This is a genomic window from Lacunimicrobium album (assembly GCF_052161635.1).
In the GTDB taxonomy this organism is placed as follows: Bacteria; Planctomycetota; Planctomycetia; order Planctomycetales; family Planctomycetaceae; genus SXPC01.
In genome coordinates, this window is record NZ_CP197413.1 from 1030039 (window position 1) to 1056651 (window position 26613).

The following is a 26613-nucleotide window of genomic DNA, read 5'->3' on the forward strand; positions in this document are numbered from 1 at the left end:
GAGTGAGAGTGAACCCCGAGATGGCGCGAATACTCGGGATCAAATGCGATATAAAGAGAGGGACCCCGGTAACCGAGGCCCACCCGACTGTATCAATTGGCAGGTCCCAAGGCCTTCGTCAGAATCTCTTCCTGCTCAATAGCGTGGCTCTTGTAAGAACCGGTCGCCGGGCTCGCCGAGGCATGTCGGCAGATGTGTTTGAACGGGAAGCGGTCGAAAATCTTGAATCCGAGGTGGCACTTCATGAAACGTGAAGCGCCCATGTTCTCTGGCTCTTCCTGAACCCAGTAGACTTCAGTGCCATCCGCATACGGTTCGAGGGCTGCCTTGAGTGCTTTCTCCGGGAGAGGGTAAAGCTGCTCGACGCGGATGATCGGCACCTTCTTCTCTTCCAGCTTCTCACGACGTGTCAGCAGCTCGTAGTAGATCTTTCCGGTGCAGAGTAGGACTTTCTTGACCTGCTTGGGATCTTTGATCGACTTATCTGGTATGACCGTCTGGAAGTGACCGTTCGCCAGATCTTCCAACGGCGAAACAACATCTTTGTGACGCAGCAGAGACTTCGGCGTCATGACAATCAGAGGCTTCTTCCACTTACGGAGAACCTGACGACGCAGCATGTGATAGTACTGAGCCGGTGTCGATGGGTAGATGACCTGAATGTTGTCTTCGGCTGCTTGAAGAAGGAAGCGTTCCATGCGGGCACTGGAGTGCTCCGGCCCCTGACCTTCAAAGCCGTGAGGCAGCAGCATGACCAGTCCGCTGAGTCGTTTCCACTTCTCTTCAGCCGAGACGATGAACTGATCGATGATGACCTGAGCCGTATTGACGAAGTCCCCGAACTGAGCTTCCCAGATCGTCAGCGCTTCCGGGTAATCTAGGCTGTAACCATATTCGAACCCGAGTACTCCAGCTTCCGACAGCGGGCTGTTATACATTTCGAGAAACGCATCATGACGGACAACATTCTTCAGTGAGATGTATCGCTCACCAGTCTTATAGTCATAGACCATTGCATGGCGGTGACTGAACGTACCGCGTCCGACATCCTGCCCCGTCATCCGCAGAGGATGGCCTTCAAAGAGCAGGGTACCGAAGGCCGTTGCCTCCGCAGCACCCCAGTCCATCGGCTTCTCGCCCCGAGCCATCTCGCGACGCAGGTCCATCAGGCGTTCCAGCTTCGGATGCAGCGTGAAGCCCTGCGGAAACTGAGTCTGCTTGACGAGAACGTCGGTCAGGCGGTCAGCGGAAAGTGTTGTATCAGGTTCATCGGCGTCAACATAATCGCCGCCGGTGTACCCTTCCCACAGTCCAGGAGCTTCCGAATGACGCTTGAAGTTCGGATCCTTGGCAGCTTCGAGTTCGACTTCCAGCTTGCTGCGACGCTGCTGGATAATTTCTTCGACCTCTTCCGGCGTGATCCCGCGCATCCCCTTGAGCTGCTTGAGATACTCCTCGTAGATCGAGGCCCGCTGCTTGATCGCGCGATACATCAACGGCTGCGTGAACTCTGGCTCATCGCTTTCGTTGTGTCCATGCTTACGGAAGCAGTACATATCAATGACGACATCGCGTTTAAATTGCTTGCGGAAGTCGAGAGCAAGACGAACCACGTGCGTCACAGCTTCCGGATCTTCTCCGTTAACGTGGAAAATCGGTATCTGCAGCATCTTGGCGACATCGGTCGCATACGTCGTCGAACGAGCTTCGTTCTCCGATGTCGTAAAGCCGATCTGGTTGTTGATGATGACGTGAATCGTTCCGCCCGTCTGATAACCCGGCAGTTCACTCAGGTTCAACGTCTCCTGGACGATCCCTTCCCCCGCAAAAGCCGCATCGCCGTGGATGAGGACGGTCAAGCCTTTGGTGTGGTTGTGATCATGGACGCGATCCATCTTCGATCGCATCCGCCCCAAAGCTACCGTATTGATGAACTCGAGGTGCGACGGATTAAAGCAGAGAGAAAGGTGAACTTTCTTACCAGCAGCCGTCGTCCAGTTATGGCTGTAACCAAGGTGATATTTGACGTCCCCACGACCGTGATACAACTCAGGATCTGCATCGAAGAACTCGCGGAAGATATAACGAGGCGACTTCGAAAGAATGTTCGCCAGGACGTTCAGACGACCACGGTGAGCCATTCCAAACACGATTTCCTGAACGCCATCCGCAGAAGCCTTCTCGATACACATATCGAGCAGAGGAATCAGACCTTCCGCTCCTTCAAGCGAGAAGCTCTTCTGGCCGACGAACTTCGTCTGGACAAAGTTCTCGAAGATCATCGCATCAGACAGACGCTTGAGAATGCGGATCTGCTCATCGCGGTTCAGTTTGAGGCGATTCCCCGTCGACTCCATCCGCTCCTGCAGCCAGTTACGGACCGTCAGAGAGTCAATGTGCATGAACTGGGCGCCGATCGAACGGCAGTACGTCGTCTTCAGCCAGTGAATCATCTCGCGCAGCGTACGTCGGTCCGGCCCCCCGAACCACGTCGTCGAGAACTCGCGATCAAAGTCTTTCTCAGTAAAGCCATAGAACTCAGGCTTGAGTTCCGGCGGACTTTGTCGCTTCTTACCCAGTGGATCGACTTCAGCAAGAATGTGACCACGCACGCGGAAGTTACGGATCAGCTGATCGAGCCGCTCCTGCAGACCCGCGACTTCCATCCGCTTGTTCTGAGCGACCATTTTCGCGCTCGGCGGGTTGAAAATGCTCCTTCGCGGGAAGGGCTGAGCGTATTGAGCAGTCAGATCAGTTTCACCCTGATCGAGACCCCTGAAATACTCTCTCCATTCATCCGGCAGCGAAGATGGGGATTTCAGGTATTCCTGGTAGAGATGGTCCAGGTAAGCAAGCGATTGAGTATTGTCCTCAAGATGAACTTCGTCGTTGCTCGGGCGGGACAAGCCCTGGGCACTCTCGGAGAGGTCGTCGTTTTCGCTGGATCGGGACGGCTGGCGTGCTTCGTGACTGAGCACGTTGCGACTTACTGTCGACATTGTCGTGGTTCTTTGCTCGAACTAGTCGGGGGGAGATGCGTGGTGGGTGCACCCAATGGATCTGCACAGGTCCATCAAGAGGACGTTATTCCGTCAGGAGGGAGAGGTGATTCCATTCAATGCAGTGTTACAAGGTCAGACTACCTGCTGACCACAAGCCGAGCGCTCTCTGGCCCGACCGTCTACGGTTCCGATAATTATATCCCTGCTCTTCAAAGTGACGGAAGATTGTCCGGGTCTATTCTCGGCAAAACGGCCAATTTTTCATGAATCCCTTCTCACTGCCTGGGAAGAATGCCGGATCGCCGACATGGGACATTAGCAAAACTGAAACGAACGCAGTCTGTCAGTAGTGAATCAAAACAAACTGGCCTGACCAGCCGAGGAAACCGAGTGTCCTGTCAATCATCATGCATGACCGCAAGCAGAAGGCTTTGGAAAACGTTGCCTGGATTTGAGCGAGAAAAGTTCCACGCGAAACAGAAAACGCGACTGTGGACTCACGTCACACAGTCGCGTCAGGAAAGATTCGTCAACCCACGTGCGGGAAATGTCAGTCAGCAGACATCGTCTCCACATCCGGGACGTCTCTGTTACTTATAGAACGAAGACAGATCCTTCTTCAGGTCGCTCTGAGATTGCTTCTCGATATACATCATGTGGCCAGCCGGGTAGTGGCCGTAAGTGATGCGCTTCTCATAAGCCTTCGGCAGCCCGAGGTGGTTGATGGTGTGATGCACTCCCATGTAAGGAGTCGCAAGGTCCATGTAACCGCAGGCGATGAAGACCTTCATGTTCGGTACTTCGTAGATCGTCTGACGCAGGCGTGGAGACAATTCGACATAGCGGTTCTCAGAGTTGTACGGCCACGGACGAACTTTGCCCGAAAGAATCTCGTAGCTGTCTTCGTTGCGAAGCTTAAAGCTGTCATGGAAATACTGTCGCAGCGAAGCGGCGAATCCTGGACCAACAAGCGCACCACTCGGATCGAACTCCGCATTCGCATTATTGCCATCCCAACTCGGGGCCTTGAACCGGCCGTCATAACGACCGATAACTTCACCCTTCTCGCGGAGAAGCTCTTTGCCAAACCGTGACATGCTGATTTTTAGATTGGCTCGGAGGATGTAATCCTTCGAGAGACCAATCATGCCGGACATGGTTTCCGCGATCGCCTCTTTCTGTTTGTTGGAAAGTGAATCGCCTTTGTGAAGTGCTGTCGAGTATTTGCCCAGCGCAAACTTCTCGACTTCTTTGACAAAGGTAGGCAGATCGCTGCCGAGGTCTGGATCGGTCTTGTGGTGATGCCAGGCGGTCGCAGCGAAACTTGGGAGAAACAGGACATAAGGCAGATCGTTGCTCGTTGAAGCAGACAGCGTCTGGTAATCCACAACAGGAGAAACAAGAATCAGTCCCGTGGTCGCGATGTAGTGTCGGTCATACAGATAATGAGCCAGACCTGGGCCACGGATACCGCCATAGCTTTCGCCGAGAATGTACATCGGAGAATTCCAGCGGCCACTCTTGGTCAGGTAAAGACGAATGAATTCGCCGACAGATTGAATGTCGTTCTCGAGGCCAAGGAACTTGGCTTTTTCATCATCTTTCTCAGGTCGGCTATAGCCAGTAAGAACTGGGTCGATGAAAACGAGGTCTGTCAGATCAAAAAGACTGTCTGGATTATCATCCAGAGAATAGGTCTCTGGCATGAGTTCGTTCGGCTGGAAGTTAATCTTCTTCGGAGACAACCCGCCAATGTGCAACCAGATCGAAGACGAGCCAGGGCCACCATTGAAGCAGAAGGTAATCGGACGCTTGCTGGTTTCAGCGACGTCCTTCTTCAAATACTCTGTGTAGTAGATGGTGGCTTTCGACTTGCCATCATCGGTCGTCACAACGATCGATTTGACAGCAGCAGCAAAGGGAATCTTGTGGCCAGCAAGCGAGATCTCGCTGTCGAACGTGTTGCCTTGCTGTTTGGGTTCTGTGGAATCCTTGTCGGTTTCGATTTTGCCCATCTCGACAGCGGGCTGATCTGACTTCTTCTCATCCTCTTTCTTCTCAGCTTTGGATTCGTCCTGGGCGTAGACAGATGGCAGGGAGCAAACCCCCAGTGAGACGAGCGTAAGGGCAAGAGAACAGCGGAGAACAAGGCTGGGCAATTTAGGCAGGCGGAGCGTCATGCGGTTGGGTCTCTAATCAGGGAAGGAAATCAAAGAAGTATTTGAGCGCGTTGCGACTTCATCGAGTTTTCATTGAGTTTAGATGGTTGGCCAGTGTGATTTCGAGTTTAATTAGGCAGACTGGGAAGGATTTTTGCGAAGTCGGGATTGTCCAGACATTTCAGTAGCCAGTGATTTAACGTGAAACTGCAGTGCAAAATGGTAGATGAGCAGATGACATGGCTTGGCAAGCTGGCTCTGCTGACGATCATGACGCTCGTACTGGTATGGAAGTGGAGTGGCGTTTCGGCATCACGCGATGAGCTCAAAGCCGGCGTCGATGACATTGTCTCGACGTATCGCAATCGCCTCGAACCGCTGAAGACCGATTTGAAACGCGAGGTCGCTCGTCTGGGTTATGACCAGATCGAAGAACCAGGACAGCCATTGCCCAAGTCGGAAGCCTGGATCATCTCGCAGTACGTCCTCGCGCCGATTGTCGTCACTCAGCAGGATCTTGATCAGGTGACGCTGGTCGACTGCCTTTCTCCGACCCAAGTGGGGAAGACCATGTCGCGGACCGATGTGAATGTGATCAAGAACTACGGGCAGGGCGTGATCCTGGTGGCACCGAAAGGCGGCTCACAATGATCGGCTGGATCAGCACCGGATGTGCTGTCCTGATGGGAGTCCTGTTGTGTCTAACACTCTTGCAGGCCACGCAACGCGGTCGACTTTGGTGGTCACTGTCGATGGGGCCACTTGTCGGATTGTCGTTAAGCTCGTGTCTCCTCTACCTGATGATGATGGTCGCCGATGGACAGCCATTGTGGGTGTTGCTGGTAGATGGATTGGTGAGTGTAGGCGTTTCGATTGGTGTGGTGATGCGGTGGGGAGGCCGAGTCTCAAATGGGATCAGTGAGTCTTTGGCTGGAGTAAAAAACGCCTCATCAATCTCGCTGATCGCACTGGTCTGCTTGCTGGTGACGATGGGGATGATCGGGGCCGAGTGCAGGAACCATCATCGCGTGCGACCAGACGGCTGGTGGGATGCGGTGATGATCTGGAACGTGCGTGCCAAGTTTTTCGTACGCGGGACGTTTGGGCTGGCTCATGATTTTCAGGTCGATCCGATGGGCCACGGCGATTACCCGCTGATGCTGCAATTGTCGGTCTCACGAATGTGGGGCATCGAGGGGATCGAACATCCAAGTGACCCGCTGTTGATTCAAGGCATCTTGCTGGTGTCGCTGGTGATGTTGATCGTTGTGTTCGTTACCGAACGATCCGGTCTGATGTGGGGAGCGACGGCGGGGCTGGTGATGTTGTCGTGGCCGGCGTATGGGGAACAGTTGAGCTGGCAGATTGCGGACATTCCGTTATCTGCATTTCTGCTGGGCACCTGTGTCGCGCTGACGAAAGCAGCAAGCCAACGAGAGAAAGAAGCCTTCCTGTGGTGGCTGCTGATGTCTGGATTTCTGGCAGCTTCGTCAGCGTGGATGAAGAATGAAGGCCTCGTCACGATGGGGATTGCAGCGCTGATTGCCGGATTCATTTCCTGGCGTCGAGGAATGATGGCGACGGGAGTGATCACCTTTACTAAAGGCGCGGGACCTGTGTTATTGGTCCTCGGGCTTTTCAAACTGCTCTATGCACCGACTTCCGATCTACTGGCAACCCGGACGGTTTCCATAACCGAACTGATCACTGATCCGACTCGTCACGAAATGATCTGGTGGTTCTTCGGATTTCTAATCTGGCAGACAGCATGCTGGCCAGTGTGTCTACTGGTCGCGCTGGTGGTCGTTGGAGTCGTGATGGGTTGGCGAATATCAGTCGGCGGAACGGTGATTGCGCTGGTGTTTGTCGCAGCCTTATCAGGCAGTTATTACCTTGCCTATCTAACGACGCCGCATGATTTGGACTGGCATCTGGGGACGTCCATTCATCGACTCGCGCTGCAGGTGTGGCCGCTGGTCGTCTTGGGCGCGGTGGGGTTTGACAGTCGTCAAAAAACGACTGTCAATTGAAGATCATTCCGAAGCGGGAATTTGAACCCGGTAAGCAGGCTGATCTGGAATGATCGACTGTGGAAACTGATTAATCGACAGATACAGGTACTCACCCTCCGGAACGTCTAGGCTCAGCCGACCACTGATGATTCTCGGATGAGAGAACGGGTTTGCCACCTGTCCTTTCAGGTCTCGACCTGTAATAACTCCCAGAACTGCCCCCAGAGGATACCCATGACGGTACTCGACGGTCACACCATCTGGTCCTGACGAAACCTCCCGGTCCTTCACCCGAATCTTGACACGACCATCGACCTTGATTTCCGTCGGTCTGCCAGGCAACAGACCGCTACTTGAATCCACCCACGTTTGAACCGGAAAAGTCGCCAGCAAGACCGCATCCATACTCGACTGCGTAATCACAGGCTGAATCAAGTCATCATGCGGGCTGATGGCTGCAATCCACGCCAGCCATTCGAGTTGAATCGTGGAGTCCTTCAACAAGGGCACTGTCAGTTCCTGCAGAACGGCCTCCCAATTCGAAGACTTCAGGCAACGTGCAAACACCTCACGATAGTGTGGATGCAAACTCAGAAATTGGCACAGCGCCCAACTGTCCGCATAAGACTGGCCATCACGTCGACGGTAACTGTCGGCCTGATAAGCAAGGATCCAAGGCAGCGTCGAGGTACGATCGGCCTGATTGGCTTCCTGCAGTTTTGTAAAGTTATTCCACCCGGGAAGTTGACGTGGTTCGCGCGGCCATACGGCGAATTGAATTCTCGAAGTCGCAGAGTCAATGATGTGCGTCGCGATGTACTCCGCGATGCCTTCATGAAACCAGAGCGTTCCATCGCCTTGAAATTGCGAAACAGCCATCATCCGCGCATGCGTTGCTTCATGGAGGAAGAGGTGACGCGTGTAATATTCTGTTTCCTGCACACGAATCCACACCAGGTCTTCCAACTGAAGCCCATGTGGAACCGCAGCGCCATCGCGAGGAAGCAGGTTCAATCTCTTGAATGGCTCGACCTTCTCCATGATGAAGACAACCCAGGTCGGCGTCTTCGTCATTGGTCCAAACGTCTGATCCCACGTCGCGATCAAAGCAGGAGCAGTCTCAATGATCGGCTGCAGCTGATCGACACGCAGGTCAGAGATGAAGATGAACGGGGCAGCGTCAATTCGCGATAGTCCCTGCTCATCAAGAGACTCTTCATCAGGCAGTTCAACAGGCTTTGGCCTAGCTGGTATGGCAGCCGAAATCAAAACAGGCGCTTCAGAAAATGAACGTGCAACAGGCTCCGATTGAGTGAACCGCTCATCGGGAGCTTGTGTCTGACTGGCTGAGGACGCTGCTTGCTTCGCAGGCGCAGTCTGCGTTGGCGACGCAGGACAACCTGCCAGGAAAGCAAAGATGCCAGCAACGACAGGGACCCGCCATTTCAGAAACTGGCATCGACTCAAGTGATGTATTCGCATGAGGATACGGCGTCCTGACGATTGTATTCGGCGAAATTGCCCACATCTGGCTGAAATTTACCCGATATGATTGACGATGAATAGGGGGACGATATAATCTCACCTTCCCTCGTGCAGGGACTGAGGATTCTGACGCAACTTGTGTCGGCATCAGCAGATGAAGCACTTGGGGCCGTAGCTCAATTGGTTAGAGCGCAGCCCTGTCACGGCTGAGGTTGCGGGTTCGAGCCCCGTCGGCCTCGCTCGGCGAAAGCCAAGCGTTGATAAAACCTCGCGAAGTTTCTAACTTCGCGAGGTTTTTTTTATGCGCAAGAAAAAAGACTGGAACGCAGAGTACGCGGAGTTGAGCAGAGGACACAGAGCCTGAACTCTTCTATTAATTCACCACCTCTTTTTTCCTTACGTCGCGTCTCAGCGCCTTGGCGTTGAAAAATATCTTCTCTGCGACCTCTGCTCACCTCTGTTCCCTCTGCGTTCCAGTCTCTCTGGGCTTTATGACACCCCAATCCGAAACGGCTGAGAACATTTCGGGCATTTGATGACTTTGCCCTTCTTCTCAGGCCTGTAACGGATCATGGCATTGCAACTGGGGCAATAGCTGATCGGGCGAGTATCAACCTTTGGCGTCTCCTCTTCATGCGTCTCAAAGACGGGCATCTCAGGTGAAGAGTCAGCCGTCTCTTCGGCTTCGATGTGTACACCCGAGCCAGACTTCGGGGTGATGAGAACATCAAACGGAACATCCTGATCACGTTCCGCGTAGAGATCCATCGCAGGTTTGGCTGGCGGTTCCGGGGTGGATGCGACAGGCAGATCAATCTCGATGGCATCGTCATGGACTGCAGCGACAACTGGTGCACCGCTGGCTGCTGTCGCTGGGATCGGGGCGACAGAGGTTGCGGATAGGGCTGAAACGCCGGTCGGCACGTTAAAACGAATCTGCTTGAGGTCGACTTCCATGCGAAGCATCAACTGAATCATCTCGCTGATAAGGAAGGCAAACGCAGCGTAGAGAATCGTCGTGAATGCAGTCGCGATGGAAGTGACGATGGCAAAGCCCAGATTCCCCGCCACTCCAGGCCCCAACTGCGGTGCGATTGGCAGGAATGGTAACGCCGCAGAGCCGAGTGTTGCGAGCAGACCGAGCAAGAGGATGGCAAACCCCACCCAGCGGAAGAACGTCGAGATGTTATGCAGCGAGATGATTTTACGGCGCATGAGATGCCTTCGATGTCAGACAAAGATGTGTCCTTCATCTTAGGCAGATCCAGGGGGGCGATTGCAAGCGGTTTGAGAAAGGAAACGAGAGATGTGGGAATGCGGTGGATTTTGTGAGACTGCAGGCTCAGCTAAAAGTCGCAGAATTCCCTCATCCGTCGACGAAGCGCCGCCACCTTCTCCCCGAGGGAGAAGGGACGGAAATTCGAGTATTACTCATGCAGATCAATCAGCAATTCCGTACGGCCGTCTTTCGTTAGCGCTAACGGCACCCAGGCGAGGGAGACTTCATCAACCTGGATATCGGTCTTTCTCGGACGAATCGGATAATCCTCTGCAGGGAGGTCCTCGGCTTTGGTGAGGGCCTGGTACTGAGCAGTCTCGGCGTTGAATTCCTCTTCGAGCTCGTGGAGTTTCTCGATGAGGATGTCGCGGTCTTCTTCAGCACGGGAGACGTCGCCACGCTCCTTGCCGATCTTGGACGCATTGCGAATCGTCGTCCCTGCTTTCGAAACATTGCTGGCCGTCACCACTTTCTTTCCGAAGAGGGCGCCCAACACAGAGGTGCCGAACGAAATCGCCGTATACATCGATTGCGAACTCGCCTGTTCCTTCTGGACAGCGACCTTCTCATCGGCTTTGCGAATGCGATCTTTGATCGCATCGATCTTCGGGGCGTACTTCATGCGCAGCTTCTCAATCTGCAGATCGCGCTCTTCGCGATGAAGCTGCACGAGATGCTGGCGGAAGTCAGCCTCGGACTGATCAGGATCGGAGTACTCCTTGTACTCTGGGGAGAAGATCAGGTGCAGCGTTTTCTCACGATAGAGGAAGTTCTTCAGCTCCTTGTTCCAGCGAGTGTAGCTGGTCGTCTTGAGAAGATCGGGGAGCAGATCGATGGCGTGAGCCTGCGGATCGAGCGTATGTTCGAAATCAAGAGTCTGGCAAGACAGTGAACTGGCCTCGTCCCACAGCGATGCGACAATCGAATCATCAATCATGTAGAGAAGACAGAAGTCACGCCACAGGTCGACCTTCGATTTCGTGTCGACATAGTGAAGCTTGCCACGGCCAAAGAGACCAGTCCGGTACGCGAGGTGACTCCCCGAGGGAATCGGTTTCAATGCCGTGAAAATGCGCTGTGAGATCGCATTCGGGATCAGCGGTGGTTCCGTCGGTGTCGTCTCGCTCAACAGCGACGCATGGTCTGCAGGCGTTGGAGCAGCAAAGACCGGAGGTGCAACAGAAGCCGGCGAGTTGGGATCGACCGGCGCTTTACGAGGAGCCATCAGTTTGATGATGTGGTTACGAGTCATCGGGCCACGCAGATAGCTCAAGCACCAGCGTGTCTGAAACACCGTTGGTTCGGCTTCATGGACATTGTGCATCAAGAAAACCCGCTTGCCCAGGGCAGAGAGGGTCGCATCCATCTTACTGCGATCGAATGGATTTCCAGCATGGGTCGAAGCCCCTTCAAGGCCATCCAGAACGCGGGCTTTATCGCGTTCGGTTTGCAGGCGTCCGATAAACCAGGTGCCGGTGTTCGAAAGACCTTTGTAATCAAGATCAACAGGGTTCTGAGTCGCAAGGACGATCCCCAAGCCATACGCGCGCGCCTGCTTAAGCAGCGTCAGCATCGGCTGCTTGCTGGGCGGGTTGGCGGTCGGCGGGAAGTAACCAAAGATTTCGTCCATATAAAGGATCGCGCGCAGACTCGATGTTCCCGGCTGTGAACGGACCCACGCAAGAATCTCGTTGAGCAGGATCGTGACAAAGAACATCCGCTCGGTGTCAGACAGATGCGCGATCGACATGATGCTGATGCGTGGCCTGCCCGTCGGCGTCATCAGAAGTTTCCCGACGTCGAGAGCATCCCCCGTCATCCACGCAGCAAAACTCGGCGAAGCCAGCAGATTATTAAGCAGCATCGCCAGCCCCATGCGATCTTTCTCGGGGAAGATCGATTCGAGATCCATGTAGCCGATCTTGTCGAACCCGGGAGACTGAACCGCTTTGATCAATCCAGGCAGCGAAAGATCCTGACCCTGCTGCCAGGCTCGACTGACGATGTTGGAAAGGAGAATGTGCTCACGCGAGCGAATGGGATCCGCGTCGATACCAAGCAACGTCAATAGGCCCGAGACGGATGCAGTGACACGTTCGCGAAAAGCATCCGCGTCCTGGAGGATCTTGGGGGACGGGGCAGTGAAAGAACGAAGGACCGTAATCGGCAAACCAGAATTGGAACCGGGCGTGTAGATCGCAACATCGCAGGAGTCTTTGAACATCCGGATGCGTTCGCCAGTCTGGTCCCATTCTTCCAGTCCGGACTTCCAGCGGTCAGCGATGGTCTTGGCATATTCATCAGCGGTCTGGCCGGCACGGGTCGCTTCATCGGCGTCGATCCAGGGACTGAAGCTTTCCGCAGAAAGATCAGGAAACGTGAGCATCAGGTTGCCCAGATCCCCCTTCGGATCGATGGCAATGACGGGAATATTATCGATCGCCGCTTCTTCAAGCAGCGACAGACATAATCCCGTCTTGCCAGAGCCAGTCATGCCGACACAGACAGCGTGAGTCGTCAGATCTTTAGAGTCATACAGAACCAGATCAGGCTGGACGGAGCGGTTCGCAAGGTCATAACTTCGGCCAAGATAGAAGACGCCGAGTTTCTCGTAAGCAGAGACGTTTGCATCAGGCGTGGTCGAGCCAGACAAAGAGGCGGTCGGCGAGGGCATGTCGAAGGGAGTCCCGTCAAGGTGAGTCGGACGTGGTGAGTTCTCCCGATAGTAATGCAGGGGCGAGCAGATGGGAAAGTCCAATTGAGCCAACTTCGCACCCAGCCGTCTCGACCATCGATCAGTTCAAATACGCCCGGTCCGGCCCTTTCCAAGGCGGAAGATGCTGCACTTTCTGCTTGGCAGCATCGCTCGCGCCGAATTTCCAGAAGTCATAAAACGGCGTAAGGTCATACTTCACTTCTTCCGAGAACATCACCAGCCACAAATCCTTCCGCTCCTGCAGTGACTTGGGCTTCTGGTCCTTCGGAATCTTCTGATACTTCGCAAAGACGTTCTTAAACGGCTGCCACCCAAACTGCTCTTTGAGTTCCAGATACGGAATCAATCGCGCAAATGGATCATCAGTATCTCCTTTCGCTTGAAACTCTTTGATCTTCTTGATCCGCTCATCCGGATCGATCGCATCATGCTGACGTGCCTGCGGCAAGATCGAATTGAAGTTGTAGACAGAAAACAGATTGACCGTCACTTCCCCCAGCCCGTCCCAGGTCCATTCCGGCTTCTGATGGTTATGTCCCAATTCATGGAATGCCCCCCAGTTCCCCTTCTGTAGCAACTCGGGCAGATTCATCATCTCTTTGGCCTGCGGAAGAAACGCCATGATCGGATAGCCCGCATGCATATACCCGGCGCTGATCTGCTGATCGAAGGTGAAACGCTCCGGTGACGTGCGGTCATAGGGAATCGCAGCCAGTTCCGCATCAGCATCCATGATCTTGTTCCAGAACGTCATTAACTCCTGGGGGTTCTCCAGTTGAACAATGTCAGCCGTCGGGACCGTGAAGATCAACTTGTCGGAACCGACTTCCGCCCACGGAGCCGCATAAGTCCGTTCGACTTTCCACTGTTCCGACGTCGTCTCCCCATGCACGTATCTCGGGGCTTGAACCGCGTTGGCAACTTTCATCTGAAATGGCTTGAGCGAACACTCTTCGGGAATCTCCAGGTAAATCAATCCCCCGAATGCCGAGGCGATCTTCATCACGTTCGACGTCACATCAAACGTCCGCGTAACCTCCGGTGCCCGTTCCCATTTATCGAGATGCCAAAGTTTGTCTTTGTGTGTCCCGATTCGCAGCTTCAGTTTTGATTTCGTCGCATCGTCCGGCACAGTAACAGTGATGACTTCCCCAGCTGATGCATACAGTCCCGTCGAATGCCAACGAACGGTCTTCGGATCAATCTTGATCGTCTTCTCAACGCGTGGAGCAGACTTTGGCGGTACGCCAGGGAAAAACTCCGCCATCGGCGATGCCACGATCTGCTCGACAGGCAGATTCTGCACACGATTCGTCGCAACAGTGACGGCAATTCTCGCCAGCGGATTCTGATTCGTGATCTTGTTCTGCTTCGATGGAATGACCTCCTGCCCGCCAAACTGCTGAGCCAGCGCGCTCTTCAGCTCAGGCATGAAGTCGGCATCATCCGACGGCAGAATCTCGACGGTCTTCAACAAATTATAAACGGCGTTATTCAACGTCACTTTCGGGATCTCTTTCGCCGGCGTCGTCCGCAGCAAAGTCAATGCGGCCAAGGCATGTGTCGATGGAGACTCAGGGGCAATCGCCGGCGGTGTCTCGTTGTTACTCCACACGAGTTCGGTATGCCACAAAATCCCAGCTGCTCTGGCAACGCGGTTGCCCGGGAACTCCGTTGCAATCGTCCGCTCGTTATTGCCTTCCTTCTGAGCCCAGCTCCAGCTCTGACCGGCGAGAATCACCCCGCCACCTTTTCTGGCGAACGCAACGAGCGCAGAAGTATCTGCTTCACTAAGTCCATAAGGCGTCCCGACAACGAGATCCATCCCTTCCAGACCTGCTGGAATCTTCTTGCTGATGTCTCGGATCGCGAACCCTTTCTGGCTCAGCGTTTCCGAGAGTCCCTTGCAGTCCCATGTCCCGATCTTCAAAGTCGACTGACGATCGGGAGTTGACTTGGCAGCCCATAAAAACAGCTGTTTGAGAATCGCACCCGTATCAGCGTGTTCGAGTTGCTTGGGATCGAGGTAGCTTTCTTTGCCCATGACCACCAGTCGCCCGCGACCAATCGTCCCCGCCGCGATCACTGGCATCGCCTCATCATCCGCCGTTTCCGAAAGAACGACAAACGCATTCTTCCCATAGACAGAAAACAAAGACGAAAACTTTGGCAGAAAGCACGTCTTCGCATCACCAAGTATTCGCCCACGATCCGACGCCGCGCTGATACTCACGATCAGCATCAACCAGACCACACCCAGGGTTCGCAACCACATGGCTATTCCAATACGCATTTATCGACTTCCTGTCAGCTTGATGATCAAATCAGCACAATGAGTATCCCCATTGCGGTTATAAGATAACTCCGGTTTCGAGCAGCCTGTGCGAAGGCATTGCATCTGTTTCAGCAAAAAAATCAGCCACAAGTTTCGCCAATTGCGCGAACTTTGCGGCTGTGAGCGCGACGTCATTTGTCGAGAGTCAATTAGCGACCAGTTGAGCCGCAAACTGGCGTCGATATTCGCGTGGCGTCGTCCCTCGCAGTTCACGGAACCGTCGATTGAAATTCGACACGTTGTTAAAACCAGACTCTAGGCAGACATCAATAATGCTGTCCTCGGTGTCCACCAGAAGTCGACACGCCAGCCCGATACGCAATTCATTGATGTATTGCGTGACCGTTCGCCCCGTCGAACGCTTGAAGAATCGGCTGAAAGCAGACGGATTCATCCGCGCCCGCTCAGCCAGAGTCAGGTGGTCGAGTTCAGGATCTCGCAGATTCTGATTGATGTACTGACAGATGTTTTGAATACGCGTTTCGGTTCGCTCATCGAAGCGAGGAGAGAAGCCTTCACTCGCCAGCGTCAACGACGATTCCACTTCCGACATCTGCCTGAGCAGAGAAATCAGTCGCAGAATCCGCGTCGGGCCGTCATCATGAATCATTTCGATCATGATGGTCCCCAACTGAGCCGCTTCTTCCGGTGGAAACCACAGCCCCAACTGGGACCGACGCAGCATCGACTTGATCGACGCAAACTCTGGCAGCTCGAAAAACGTCGGGCCAAGAAAGTCCAGGTGAAACTGAATCACCGCAGCCGGGTGTCGATCGAACCGCTTGCCCAGATACTGATCCGACTGCCAGGTATGAGGCAAGTTCGGCCCAATGAAGACCAGATCATGATTCGTATATGGGGAGACATTGTCCCCCACAATCCGTGTCCCTGACCCACGCTCCACATAGGTGATCTCCAGCTCAGGATGCCGGTGCCACTTCGCGGGCGTACGGATCTCCGTGCGATCAAAACACCGGAACGAAGTCCCTTCGGGACGAATCAATTGCTCGAAAACTGGCTTCATGAATCTCTTCAATCTGTATTATTTGAACCAGCAGGAACTCTGCATCCAATATGCGTGCTAATTGAGTACCAGTCAATACCCGACCTCTGTTCGAGCCAATTTTGCCGAGTTTCAGCGATGATCAAAAATAGTCGCTCCCACTGGAAAACCCGACAACTACAGCTTGAAAACGTAAAACGAAATCGAGTCGCAAATTGAATTCTGCCAGATCGGTCAGTGTTGAAAAAAGTATCAGACATGCCACGAAATAAGGCTTCCCATCGCATCCACATCTGTTGAATTCACGAGTTCGTCACCGGTTCGTTCAGGTGCTCATGGTGCTTTATATGCGCAGGAATCATTCACCCGTGCGCCTTTGTGATAGTTGATATGGAAAAGTCTGAACATGGACTGAAATGGCATACTGTCTGCAATGTGAGCTTAAAGGGCATGTTTTGTCGAGCGATAAGGTAACGACTGATCACTGGGTGAAACTAACTAGTACTTTAATTGCAGTATTTTGTGGGTTAATGAATATAAGGGCGAATATTCTCTTAATACCGTTGCTCGACAGGCAAGATTTTGTTGATGCGTTCCAAGTCTCATTTAAAATCATCACTCATCTCACTTCTATTCTTTTTGGAGGCCTCATGTCAAAAACTCGTCCTCTCTCTCGCGGTCGCTCTGGATTTACGCTCATCGAACTCTTGGTTGTCATCGCCATTATCGCGTCTTTAGTCGCAATCCTTCTGCCTGCCGTTCAACAGGCTCGCGAAGCCGCCCGACGCAGCAGCTGCAAAAATAATCTCAAGCAACTCGGCCTGGCCATCCACAACTATCACGACACCTTCAACGTATTCCCCGGCAACACGGGTGTTTCAGGAACCACGGACACCGGTCCTCGAGGCGCCTCCTGGCTGGTTCATATTCTCCCCAATCTCGAACAGGGCCCCGCTTACGATCAGTTTGTCTTTACTGATTCTGACCACAGCGACCAGCACTCCGTTAATCGCAGTTGGAATATCATGTCCCAGTTGCGAGTTCCAATTCTGAATTGCCCGTCCAGTCCCATGCCAAGCACTCGCAATCACACGACTCATGCAGCAACTCGCGCATTGGGTGCCCCTAACACGATCACCGTTCAGATTCCTGAGTACGTCGGTATCGCTGGCGGTTACTTCAATCCCGTTAACGGCGGAGAATGGGGAGCATTAGGAGGAAGCAGCACTCAGACCTGGACAGGTTATGGATGGATGATGGACCGCGGCATCATCAACATCTGGAACAGCAATCTGCCACCAGTCAAAATGGCCAGAATCACAGATGGCCTGAGCAACACGATCGCCGTCGGTGAGCACTCCAACTACATGATGGCTATCGACGGAACACAATCCGACGCCCGACCTGGCAATTACGTCGGCGGCGCCTGGCATTCAGGAGCAGGCTATTGGGGGGGATGGACAATGAATGTGACCATCCCGCGTTTTCCTAACAACAGCATTTTTTCCGGTAACTACACACAACAGTGGAACTACTGTCTCCACAACGGACTTCGCTCTGCTCACAAAGGGGGCGTGCAGGTTCTCATGGGCGACGGTGCAGTCCGCTTCCTGTCCGACAATATGGACTTCGGCAAAACTTACATGGCTCTGCTTCAGCGTAACGACGGGGCCGTCGTGGGCGAGTTCTAATCGGTTGGTTCATTGGACATTTCTCAAGCGAACTCCCTTTTCGGAACCTCTCTCATGAATCGAACCTGTCTTCACTCTCTGACTCTTATTCTTGTCGCGATATCCGCTGGTTGCAGCTCAAGCGACAAACCACCGATGGGCGAAGTCTCTGGCACAATATCGAATGCCGGGACACCAGTAGTCGGTGCTTTGATTGAATTTGTTCCTCAGGATGGTCGCCCGTCCATGGGCCAAACCGATCAAAACGGCGAATACACCCTTTATTACGCTTACCAGGAACCCGGTGCGAAAATCGGTCTTCATAATGTCCGAATGTCGTCAGGTCAAACTGCGACTGAAGCCAATGATGACGCCGCTCCCCGTAAGCCGATGCCGAAACCAAAGTCAGGAAAAGAATTCCTCAGCCTTGGCGAGAACGTTGAAGTCAAAGCTGGCAAGAACGTCTTCGACTTCGACGTCGCAAAGCTCAGTGAATGACTCCTCATCAATTGATTGCCAGCAGCCCCAGTCGCTGAAACGATTGTACAAATCCATTTGACACCTGTGCCTTGAGTCTCTCAAGACCAGGTGTTTTTCGACATTCTGTTCCTTCGTTCTAATTCTCTTCATCTGGAGCCAACATGTTCCCGCAACGTCCAGCCAGAAATCGCACTGGCTTTACACTGATCGAGCTGCTTGTTGTCATCGCCATTATTGCCATGCTTGTTGCAATTCTCCTTCCCGCAGTTCAACAGGCACGAGAAGCTGCTCGACGCAGTAGCTGCAAAAACAATCTCAAGCAACTTGGTCTGGCCATTCACAACTACCACGACACCTTCAGAGTCTTCCCCGCCAATGTCGGTGAAACCGTTGCACAGCGTCGTGGTGCCTCATGGTTGACCCTGCTGCTCCCAAATATGGAGCAAGGTCCTGCTTACGATTCCATGGTCTTCACCGATCAGGACTTCACCGACCAGGGTTCTCAGGGACTCAACCGAAACTGGCGTGTCGTCTCTCAGCTGATTGTTCCAAACCTCAACTGTCCGAGCAGCCCTCTCAACAAGACTCGTAACAACACAGCTGGTGCGCTCACTGTCAGCCAGCTAGGTGCACCTGCTACCTACCCGGTTCAGGTTGCTGACTACGTCGGCATCATGGGCATGTACTATTTCCCGTCCTCAGTTGCAGCTCAACAGACCACTCCTGGCTCACGCACACCATCAACATGGACAGGGTATGGTTGGATGCAATACGAAGGTGTCATCGGTGCATGGAACTCTAACCTTGGACCAATCGACATGGCTGATGTCTCCGATGGTTTGAGCAACACATTGATCGTGGGCGAACACTCGTCAGCAACAGTCGATCCAATCACTGGTACACGCATCGATTCACGCCCAAGCAACTATGTCGGCGGGGCTTGGTCTGCTGGTCCAAGCAAGTGGGGCGACTGGACGATGAATATCACCGTCCCGCGCTGGCCAATCAACTCTGTCGATATAGCTGGAACGAGCCTCGACACGGCAGGCTATGCTCTCCACAACGGACTCCGCTCTGCACACCAGGGTGGCGTTCAAGTCCTGATGGGGGACGGAGCAGTTCGTTTCCTGTCTCAGAACATTGATTTCAACACGACCTACATGGCCCTCTGCAGCCGACGCGACGGCACCGTCATCGGCGAATTCTAGTCTGCTTCTGGTCCCACCATTCAAAGCGTCAGCCGTGTCTTCCGATGCGGCTGACATCATATACGCTTCTTGAATTTATTCGCAGGCCCATACTCTAATTAAGGTTCTCCATCATGACTCGTCAAATGACTGCCATGGCCATGCTGGCAATCGCCTGCCTGGCAGTTGGCTGTTCTCAGGGTGATATGCCCGATCTCGGCAAAGTCACCGGTTACATTAAGAACGGCGATCAAGCCATCGTCAATGCCACGATCGAATTCTATCCCGCTGCGGGGCGCCCATCAGTCGGACGAACTGACAGCAAAGGACGCTTCGAACTCGTTTTCGACGAACACAACCGTGGAGCCGCCGTGGGGCTTCATACCGTCAAAATGACTTCCGGTTCTCCTGTCCCGAGCGAAGATGATCCAAATGCCCCACCGAAGAAAATGCCGAAGCCCAAAGAAGGCACCGAAGCAGTCGTCATCGCTGAGAATCTCGAAGTTAAGCCAGGCAAAAACGAGTTCACGATCGATATCTCGAAACTTAACTAATTGATTTGGGTAGCAACTCACTTCAACGAATCAACCCGTGTCAGCATCCCAGCAGGCACGGGTTGTTTTATTGAATCGACATGTCACACTTGTCCAAAATCAGCATCCTGCTGTCGAAGAACGCTCTTGCTGATACCGGCTTTGCATGGGACAATCATGACTCCAATTCAACGAGTCATCCTTTCTCCTGAAAGCCCTCCCCATGGCAGCCATCAGCATCTTCGAGATGTTGAAAATCGGCATCGGTCCTTCCAGCTCTCACACCATGGGACCCTGGCTCGCCGCCTTACGATTTTTGAATGAACTCGGCTCCGAGAAACTGCCACGCGTCACCCGCATTCAAGTCGACCTCTTCGGCTCCCTCTCCAAAACGGGCAAAGGCCACGGCACCGACATCGCCGTTCAGCTCGGCTTATGTGGGCATGATCCAAAAACGATCCCCGTCCCTCTTGTTCGCGACCAGATCAAGCAGATCAAACAAGATGGGACCATCTGCCTCAACGGACAACACACGATCCTCTTCACTCGCGATAAGGACATCCTCTTCCGCAACGAACAGCTCCCCTACCACCCCAACGGCATCTCACTTACTGCCTGCTCCGCTGACGAAGTACTCATCACCGAAACCTATTACTCCATCGGCGGCGGCTTCATCGTCAAAGAAAACGAGACCGCAGCCGATCAGTCGATCACTCTTCCTTACCCGATCGATTCCGCCGCAGACATGCTTCGCTATTGTCGCGAACAATCGACGACGATCTCGGGAATCGTCCGTCAGAACGAACGCATTTGGCGCAACGATGATCAGATCGACCATGACCTCGGCGCCATCCGCGATGCCATGGTCCACTGTATTCACCGCGGCTGCCAGCATGAAGGCATCCTCCCCGGCGGACTCAACGTCAAACGACGCGCCGCTCTCACCGCCCAGAAACTCCTCGGCCAGCCGGTCCCCGAAGACATCGACACCTTCTTTGAATTGGTCCGCGCACAGTCGCATGATTTTCAACGGGTCCTCGACTGGGTCAGCTGCTTTGCCCTCGCGGTCAACGAAGAAAACGCCGCCTTTGGTCGGGTCGTCACTGCACCAACCAACGGAGCAGCGGGTGTCATTCCTGCTGTGCTTATGTACTCACTTTGCTTCTGCACTCACGATGAAGACATGATGCGCAATTTCCTGCTCACAGCAGGCGAAGTCGGCTGCATCTTCAAGAAAGGTGCAACGATCTCCGCCGCCATGGGCGGATGCCAGGCCGAGATCGGCGTCTCCTCCGCCATGGCCGCAGCTGCCCTCACCGAAGCCCTGGGCGGCACTCCCTCTCAAGCGGCCACCGCCGCCGAAATCGCCATGGAACACCACCTCGGCATGACCTGCGACCCCATCGGCGGCCTCGTCCAGGTCCCCTGCATCGAACGCAATGCCATGGGCGCCATCAAAGCCATCACCGCCGCCCGCATGGCCCTTCATCGCGAACCCCTCGACGCCCGCGTCTCCCTCGATGACGTCATCCGCACCATGTGGCTCACCGCCCTCGATATGAACTCCAAGTACAAAGAAACCTCAGAAGGCGGACTGGCCCTTCAAATCGCCGTCAATGTCAGTGAATGCTAAGCGCTTCAATAACGATTTTCTTTCTAATTGAGACACTTTTCCCGGGTCATCCTTGTCATGGCCTTGGTGAAATACCAAAGCCTTCGCCAAAAAACTGGACTGTCCAGTAACTCTGCGGAATCGGATTCATTCGCCCTGTAAGTGATCCAGTGACCCGCTGATGCAGGAATTGGCCACGTTTTCGTGGCACTACAGACTTCTCTCGATTTCAAACGCGCGATCAAAAGTCATCGCCGCTTCGTTAAAAATCAAGGCTTCGCTATTATTGTAAAAAATGAAAGCCGTTTTGCGCAAGATCTCATTGATGCGTTGATGCTTTCAATCTATAACCTAACATGGTTTTGTCTTTGTTGCGATGCGGGCACAGTGATTCTGTGTCCGACATTCTGACTTGTCGCTGTCCACGACTGCTCTCCAGCCAGCGGCGAACTCCGCATCGGCTTACTTGAATACGCATGCCTGAGAGGTTCATAACGCCCATGTTGACGACTCATTTGCGATGGCTGTCGGCTGCCCTTGCTGCCATCACGCTGGTTTCCATTCCAAACACCTCGTCCCTATACGCCAAGAACCTCCGCGTTCTCTTCCTCGGTGACAGCGGTCACCACAAACCAGCTGAAAAAGCAGACCTCATCGCCCCGGTCCTCGCCGCCAAGGGGATCGACATGGTCTACACCGAAAAAGCCGATGACCTCAACAAAGCCAACCTCGGCCACTTCGATGCTCTCGTCGTCTTCGCCAACATCGACGAGATCAAACCTGCTCAAGCCGAGGCACTGCTCGAATACGTCGCCGAAGGGGGTGGATTCGTTCCCCTTCACTGCGCTTCCTTCTGCTTCCGCAACAACGACGACGTCGTCAAGCTGATGGGTGGCCAGTTCCAGCGTCACGGTACCGGCACCTTCCGCACCGTCCTCGCCAACACCGACCACGAGCTCCTCAAGAACTTCAGCGGCTTCGAGAGCTGGGACGAAACCTACATCCACACCAAGCACAATCCAGAAAACCGCGTCGTCCTCGAGTACCGCCAGCAAGGCGAACAGGCAGACGGCAACAAGCAGGAACCCTGGACCTGGGTCCGCACTCACGGCAAAGGACGCGTCTTCTACACTGCCTGGGGTCACGACCTCCGCACCTGGAATCATCCCGGCTTCCAGAACCTGCTCGAACGCGGTATCCGCTGGTCAGCGAACACTCCCGTTGCAGTCGTCGAACCCTACAACGACCCCGGACTCTTCACTGCACCCCAAATGACCGAGATTCCCAAGAACCTCAAGAAGTTCGAATACGACGATGTCGGCGCCAAGATCCCCAACTATCGTCCCTCCGCACGCTGGGGAGAGCAGGGCGAAAACCTCAGCCTCATGCAACGCCCCGTCTCGGCTGAAGAATCTCTCAAGCACTACTCTGTTCCCGATGGCTTTGAAATCGCCCTCTTCGCCAGCGAACCGCAACTCGGTGCCAAACCAATCGCCATGTGCTGGGATGCCCGTGGACGTCTGGCTGTCTGCGAAACCGTCGATTACCCCAACGAACAGGCCCTCAAGAACAAAGGCCGCGACCGCATCGAGATCTGCGAAGATACCGATGGCGATGGCAAAGCCGACAAGTTCACCATCTTCGCCGAGAACATCAGCATTCCGACCTCTATCCTCGCCTGGAAAGACGGCTTCCTCGTTCAAGCCGATGGCGAAACGATCTTCCTCAAAGACACCGACGGCGACGACAAAGCCGACATCCGCAAGACGATCATCACCGGCTGGAACATGGGCGATACCCACGGTTGCGTCAGCAACTTCCAGTACGGCCTCGACAACTGGGTCTGGGCGATGCAGGGGTACAACAACTCTGCTCCCGAGTTCAACGGCATGAAATCAACGCCGTTCCGCCAGGGCTTTTTCCGCTTCAAACTCAGCCAGGACGACGTTCCGAAAGTCGAAGAACTCGAGTTCGTCCGCTCAACCGACAACAACACCTGGGGCATTGGCATCTCTGAAGAAGGCATCATCTTCGGCTCGACCGCCAACCGCAATCCCAGCGTCTACATGCCACTGGCCAACCGCTACTACGAACGCGTCTACGGCATGGCCGCTCAACAAGCCCGTCGTATGGCCGAGTCACACCTCTTCAAGCCGATCACCGATAAGATCCGTCAAGTCGATCAGCACGGCGGCTTTACTGCAGGTTGCGGACACGCCATCTACACCGCCCGTAATTATCCCAAAGACTGGTGGAACCGCACGGGCTTTGTCTGCGGTCCAACCGGACACCTCGTCGGAACCTTCGTGATTACCCCCAATGGCTCGGATTTCACCTCGGTCCTCGAGTTCAATCTGGCCGCCAGTGACGATGAATGGGCCGCCCCGATCGTGGCCGAAGTCGGTCCCGATGGAAACGTCTGGATCATCGACTGGTACAACTACATCGTCCAGCACAATCCAACTCCCAAGGGTTTCCAGACCGGCAAAGGCGCCGCCTACGAAACCGATCTTCGCGACAAAACCCACGGCCGCATCTTCCGCCTGATCTACACAGGTGAAAACAAGAAAGCCGAAGTCGCCTACCATCCTCCCAAAATCGCTAAAGCCAGCGTCGCCCAACTCATTACTGACCTTAAGTCGACCACGATGCTCGTCCGCAAGCTTGCCCAGCAGGCCCTCATCGAAGGCAAGCATGTCGAAGCCAAGAACGATCTCCTCGCCCTTCTGGCTGACAAGTCGGTTGACGAAATCGGCCTGAATACAGCGGCGATTCACGCCATCTGGACACTCGACGGCCTCGGGTTGATCTCTCCCGACAGCTCCGATGTCTCCTCAGCTCTCGTCAGCGCCACTCAGCATCCTTCAGCTGGTGTTCGACGCAACGCGTACCTCGCGCTCGTCAAAGCCCCTGCTGCCTTAACAGATGCCATCGCCAGCTTTGACTGGTCCAAAGAATCTTCTGGCCAGGTGAAACTTGCCGTTCTCCAAGGTGCAGCCGACGTCCCAGCCAACAAAGTCCTCGGCGATAAACTCGCCGCCTGGACGACGACCAAAGGTCTCGTCATGGATCGCTGGCAACGCGATGCCGCAACCTCGGCCTGTGCCAACAACGCCCAGTATTTCCTGCAGGCACTCCTCAAAGACACCCAGTCCAGCGACGAAAAAGTCGAGATCGCCCTCGGCCAGTATCGCGACCTGATTCAACTCGTCAGCCGCAATCTGGTCCGCAATCCTAAGCAGGCCCAGGCGATGGATTCGGTTCTCACCGAACTGACCAAAGCCAACGGCGACCTCAAGGGTCTCGTCCTTTCAGGCTTCGTGGAAGGCTGGCCACGCAACCAGACCGCGTCTCTCCAACCTGCGACGGTGACCGAGCTGAAAGCTCTTTTCAAAGAAAGTGATGCTCCAACTCGCTCGGCACTCGTCCGACTGGCCGGAGCAATGGGCAGCAACATGTTCGACGATTACCTCGGCGACATGATTGCCAGCTACATGGAAATTCTAACCAACGACGCGGGCAACATCGACCAACGACTGGCAGCCGCTCGCGACATGATCCAGCTTCAACCTCTGTCGGATAAAGTCGTCGCAGATGTCGTCGGACAAATCAATCCACGCATGAACCCAGACCTTGCACGTGGTCTGGTCGAAGCCCTTGATAAGAGTCGTGCAGACTCGGTTCCGACGATCCTTATCGAACGTCAACCCAGCTTCTCTCCAGCCCTGCGTGCCCGCGCCATCGACGTTCTTCTCAAACGCTCCGAAGCCATCGCAGGCCTTCTGGATGCCTTCGAGAAACGCCAACTCGCTCCCTCCGATCTCTCGATTGAACAAAAGCAGGTCCTCAGCAACATTCCCGACCGCCAACTCCGTCAGCGAGCAGTCACGATGCTCAAAGCCGGTGGCGGCCTCCCCAACCCTGACCGCGCCAAAGTCATCGAGGAATTCCACGCGATCACAGAGACCAAAGGCGACGCCAAAGCCGGTCTGGTCCTCTTCAACACCCATTGTGCCAAGTGTCACCAGCACGGCGACCTCGGAGTTGCCATCGGCCCGAACCTCACCGGTATGGCCGTCCACCCGAAAGAAGAACTGCTGATCCACATCCTCGATCCGAACCGCGACGTCGAAGGCAACTTCCGCACGTACACGATCCTCGATCAGGATGGCCGCGTCTTCACCGGGATGCTCGCCTCCGAATCCCGCACGACTCTGGAAGTCATCGACAACGCCGGCAAGACCCAGGTCATCCAGCGCGATCAGATCGAAGAACTCGTCCAGTCACGCCAGTCTCTCATGCCGGAAGGCTTCGAGAAGAGCATGAACAAGCAGGAACTCACCGATCTCCTCGAGTTCCTCACCAAGAAAGGTCAGTACCTGCCACTCGACATGCGTCTGGCCAGCACGATCAGCACTCACCACGACATGTTCTTCAAGAACGACAGCGTCAGCGGTGCTCTGATCTTCGATAGCTGGAAGACCTTCATGTTCAAGAAGATCCCGTTCAACCTCATCGACCCACAAGGCGGTGAAGCCAGAAACGCGATCATGCTCCAGGGCAGCAACGGCGAAGTCGCCCCCACGATGCCTCGCAATGTGGAAATGAAAGTCGGTGCACCCGCCAAGACCATCCATATCCTGGGGGGCATCTCCGGTTGGGGTTACCCAGCCACCGGCGGCAAGGAAACCGTCATGGTCGTCCGCATCATCTATGCAGACGGCTCAACGGAAGACCACCCACTGCAAAACGGCGTCCACATCTCCGACTACATTCGTCGGATCGACGTCCCCGGCTCGGAATTCGCCGCTGAACTCAAGAAGGGCGCCCAAATGCGTTACCTCTCGATCCAGCCCAAGAAAACCGACGTCATCACCAAGCTCGAATTCCGCAAAGCCAGCGGCCCTTCCTGCCCCATCGTGATGGCCGTCACCCTGGAAATGAACCAGTAAGACGACGATAACTTCAAACGCAAAAGAAGTCGCGATATTCACAAGAATGTCGCGACTTTTTGCGTTCCGTCCCTTCTCCCTTGAGGTGGAAGCAAGGAGCCCGCTCGCCGATAAGGCGAGATTAAGGGCGACGCGGTAGTCATCTTCAGGAAAGGTGGCGGCACAACACCTCAGGTGTTTACAAAACA

At 54.4% G+C, this 26613-nt stretch carries 15 protein-coding genes and 1 tRNA gene; 9 read left to right on the forward strand and 7 right to left on the reverse strand.

All coding sequences use genetic code 11. The features are described from left to right. Positions 1-92: 92 nt before the first annotated feature. Positions 93-2999 carry a 2-oxoglutarate dehydrogenase family protein gene (locus tag SH248x_RS04035; protein WP_459557233.1) on the reverse strand — a complete coding sequence of 969 codons (2907 nt, stop codon included), beginning with the start codon at positions 2997-2999 and terminating at the stop codon, positions 93-95. 593 nt (positions 3000-3592) lie between these two features. Continuing rightward, positions 3593-5182, reverse strand: a complete 1590-nt coding sequence (locus SH248x_RS04040; RefSeq protein ID WP_459557234.1) for a S10 family peptidase — start codon at positions 5180-5182, stop codon at positions 3593-3595. A gap of 213 nt (positions 5183-5395) precedes the next feature. On the opposite strand from SH248x_RS04040, the gene SH248x_RS04045 reads away from it, so the two are divergent. Continuing rightward, entirely contained in the window at positions 5396-5812 is a 417-nt protein-coding gene (locus SH248x_RS04045; protein WP_459557235.1) for a hypothetical protein, read from the forward strand. Beyond that, the gene (locus tag SH248x_RS04050) at positions 5809-7191 is read left to right on the forward strand and encodes a hypothetical protein (RefSeq protein WP_459557236.1); all 1383 of its coding nucleotides are present in this window, start codon (positions 5809-5811) and stop codon (positions 7189-7191) included. The genes SH248x_RS04045 and SH248x_RS04050 overlap by 4 nt, the downstream gene beginning before the upstream one ends. Positions 7192-7194: 3 nt before the next feature. Here the strand turns inward: SH248x_RS04050 and SH248x_RS04055 are convergent, their stop codons facing one another. Then, a complete protein-coding gene (locus SH248x_RS04055) occupies positions 7195-8655 on the reverse strand; it encodes a hypothetical protein (protein ID WP_459557237.1) in 1461 nt (486 codons plus the stop codon). A gap of 168 nt (positions 8656-8823) precedes the next feature. Here SH248x_RS04055 and SH248x_RS04060 point away from each other — a divergent pair. Further along, positions 8824-8897, forward strand: a tRNA-Asp gene (locus tag SH248x_RS04060). Between the two features lie 250 nt (positions 8898-9147). On the opposite strand, the gene SH248x_RS04065 is transcribed toward SH248x_RS04060, so the two are convergent. The 4 genes from SH248x_RS04065 to SH248x_RS04080 all read right to left on the reverse strand — a co-directional run bounded on the left by SH248x_RS04065 (position 9148) and on the right by SH248x_RS04080 (position 16012). Continuing rightward, positions 9148-9873: a zinc ribbon domain-containing protein gene (locus SH248x_RS04065; RefSeq protein WP_459557238.1), complete on the reverse strand. Its 726-nt coding sequence runs from the start codon at positions 9871-9873 to the stop codon at positions 9148-9150. A 212-nt stretch (positions 9874-10085) separates the two neighbouring features. Then, positions 10086-12611 (reverse strand): ATP-binding protein, encoded by a 2526-nt coding sequence (locus SH248x_RS04070; RefSeq protein WP_459557239.1) that lies wholly within the window; start codon positions 12609-12611, stop codon positions 10086-10088. A gap of 121 nt (positions 12612-12732) precedes the next feature. Continuing rightward, positions 12733-14946, reverse strand: a complete 2214-nt coding sequence (locus SH248x_RS04075; protein ID WP_459557240.1) for a M60 family metallopeptidase — start codon at positions 14944-14946, stop codon at positions 12733-12735. A 187-nt stretch (positions 14947-15133) separates the two neighbouring features. After that, complete coding sequence (locus SH248x_RS04080) at positions 15134-16012, reverse strand: cupin domain-containing protein (RefSeq protein WP_459557241.1); 879 nt, start codon at positions 16010-16012, stop codon at positions 15134-15136. Positions 16013-16641: 629 nt separating this feature from the next. Here SH248x_RS04080 and SH248x_RS04085 point away from each other — a divergent pair. The 6 genes from SH248x_RS04085 (at position 16642) to SH248x_RS04110 (ending at position 26425) form a co-directional block, all read left to right on the forward strand. Further along, positions 16642-17682 (forward strand): DUF1559 family PulG-like putative transporter, encoded by a 1041-nt coding sequence (locus tag SH248x_RS04085; protein WP_459557242.1) that lies wholly within the window; start codon positions 16642-16644, stop codon positions 17680-17682. Between the two features lie 54 nt (positions 17683-17736). Next, positions 17737-18159, forward strand: coding sequence for a hypothetical protein (locus tag SH248x_RS04090; protein ID WP_459557243.1), 423 nt, complete (start codon positions 17737-17739; stop codon positions 18157-18159). 143 nt (positions 18160-18302) lie between these two features. Next, positions 18303-19349 (forward strand): DUF1559 family PulG-like putative transporter, encoded by a 1047-nt coding sequence (locus tag SH248x_RS04095; protein WP_459557244.1) that lies wholly within the window; start codon positions 18303-18305, stop codon positions 19347-19349. A 113-nt stretch (positions 19350-19462) separates the two neighbouring features. After that, positions 19463-19882, forward strand: a complete 420-nt coding sequence (locus tag SH248x_RS04100; RefSeq protein ID WP_459557245.1) for a hypothetical protein — start codon at positions 19463-19465, stop codon at positions 19880-19882. A 202-nt stretch (positions 19883-20084) separates the two neighbouring features. Beyond that, entirely contained in the window at positions 20085-21494 is a 1410-nt protein-coding gene (locus SH248x_RS04105) for a serine dehydratase alpha family protein (protein ID WP_459557246.1), read from the forward strand. 479 nt (positions 21495-21973) lie between these two features. Next, positions 21974-26425: a PVC-type heme-binding CxxCH protein gene (locus SH248x_RS04110; RefSeq protein WP_459557247.1), complete on the forward strand. Its 4452-nt coding sequence runs from the start codon at positions 21974-21976 to the stop codon at positions 26423-26425. Positions 26426-26613: the final 188 nt, after the last annotated feature.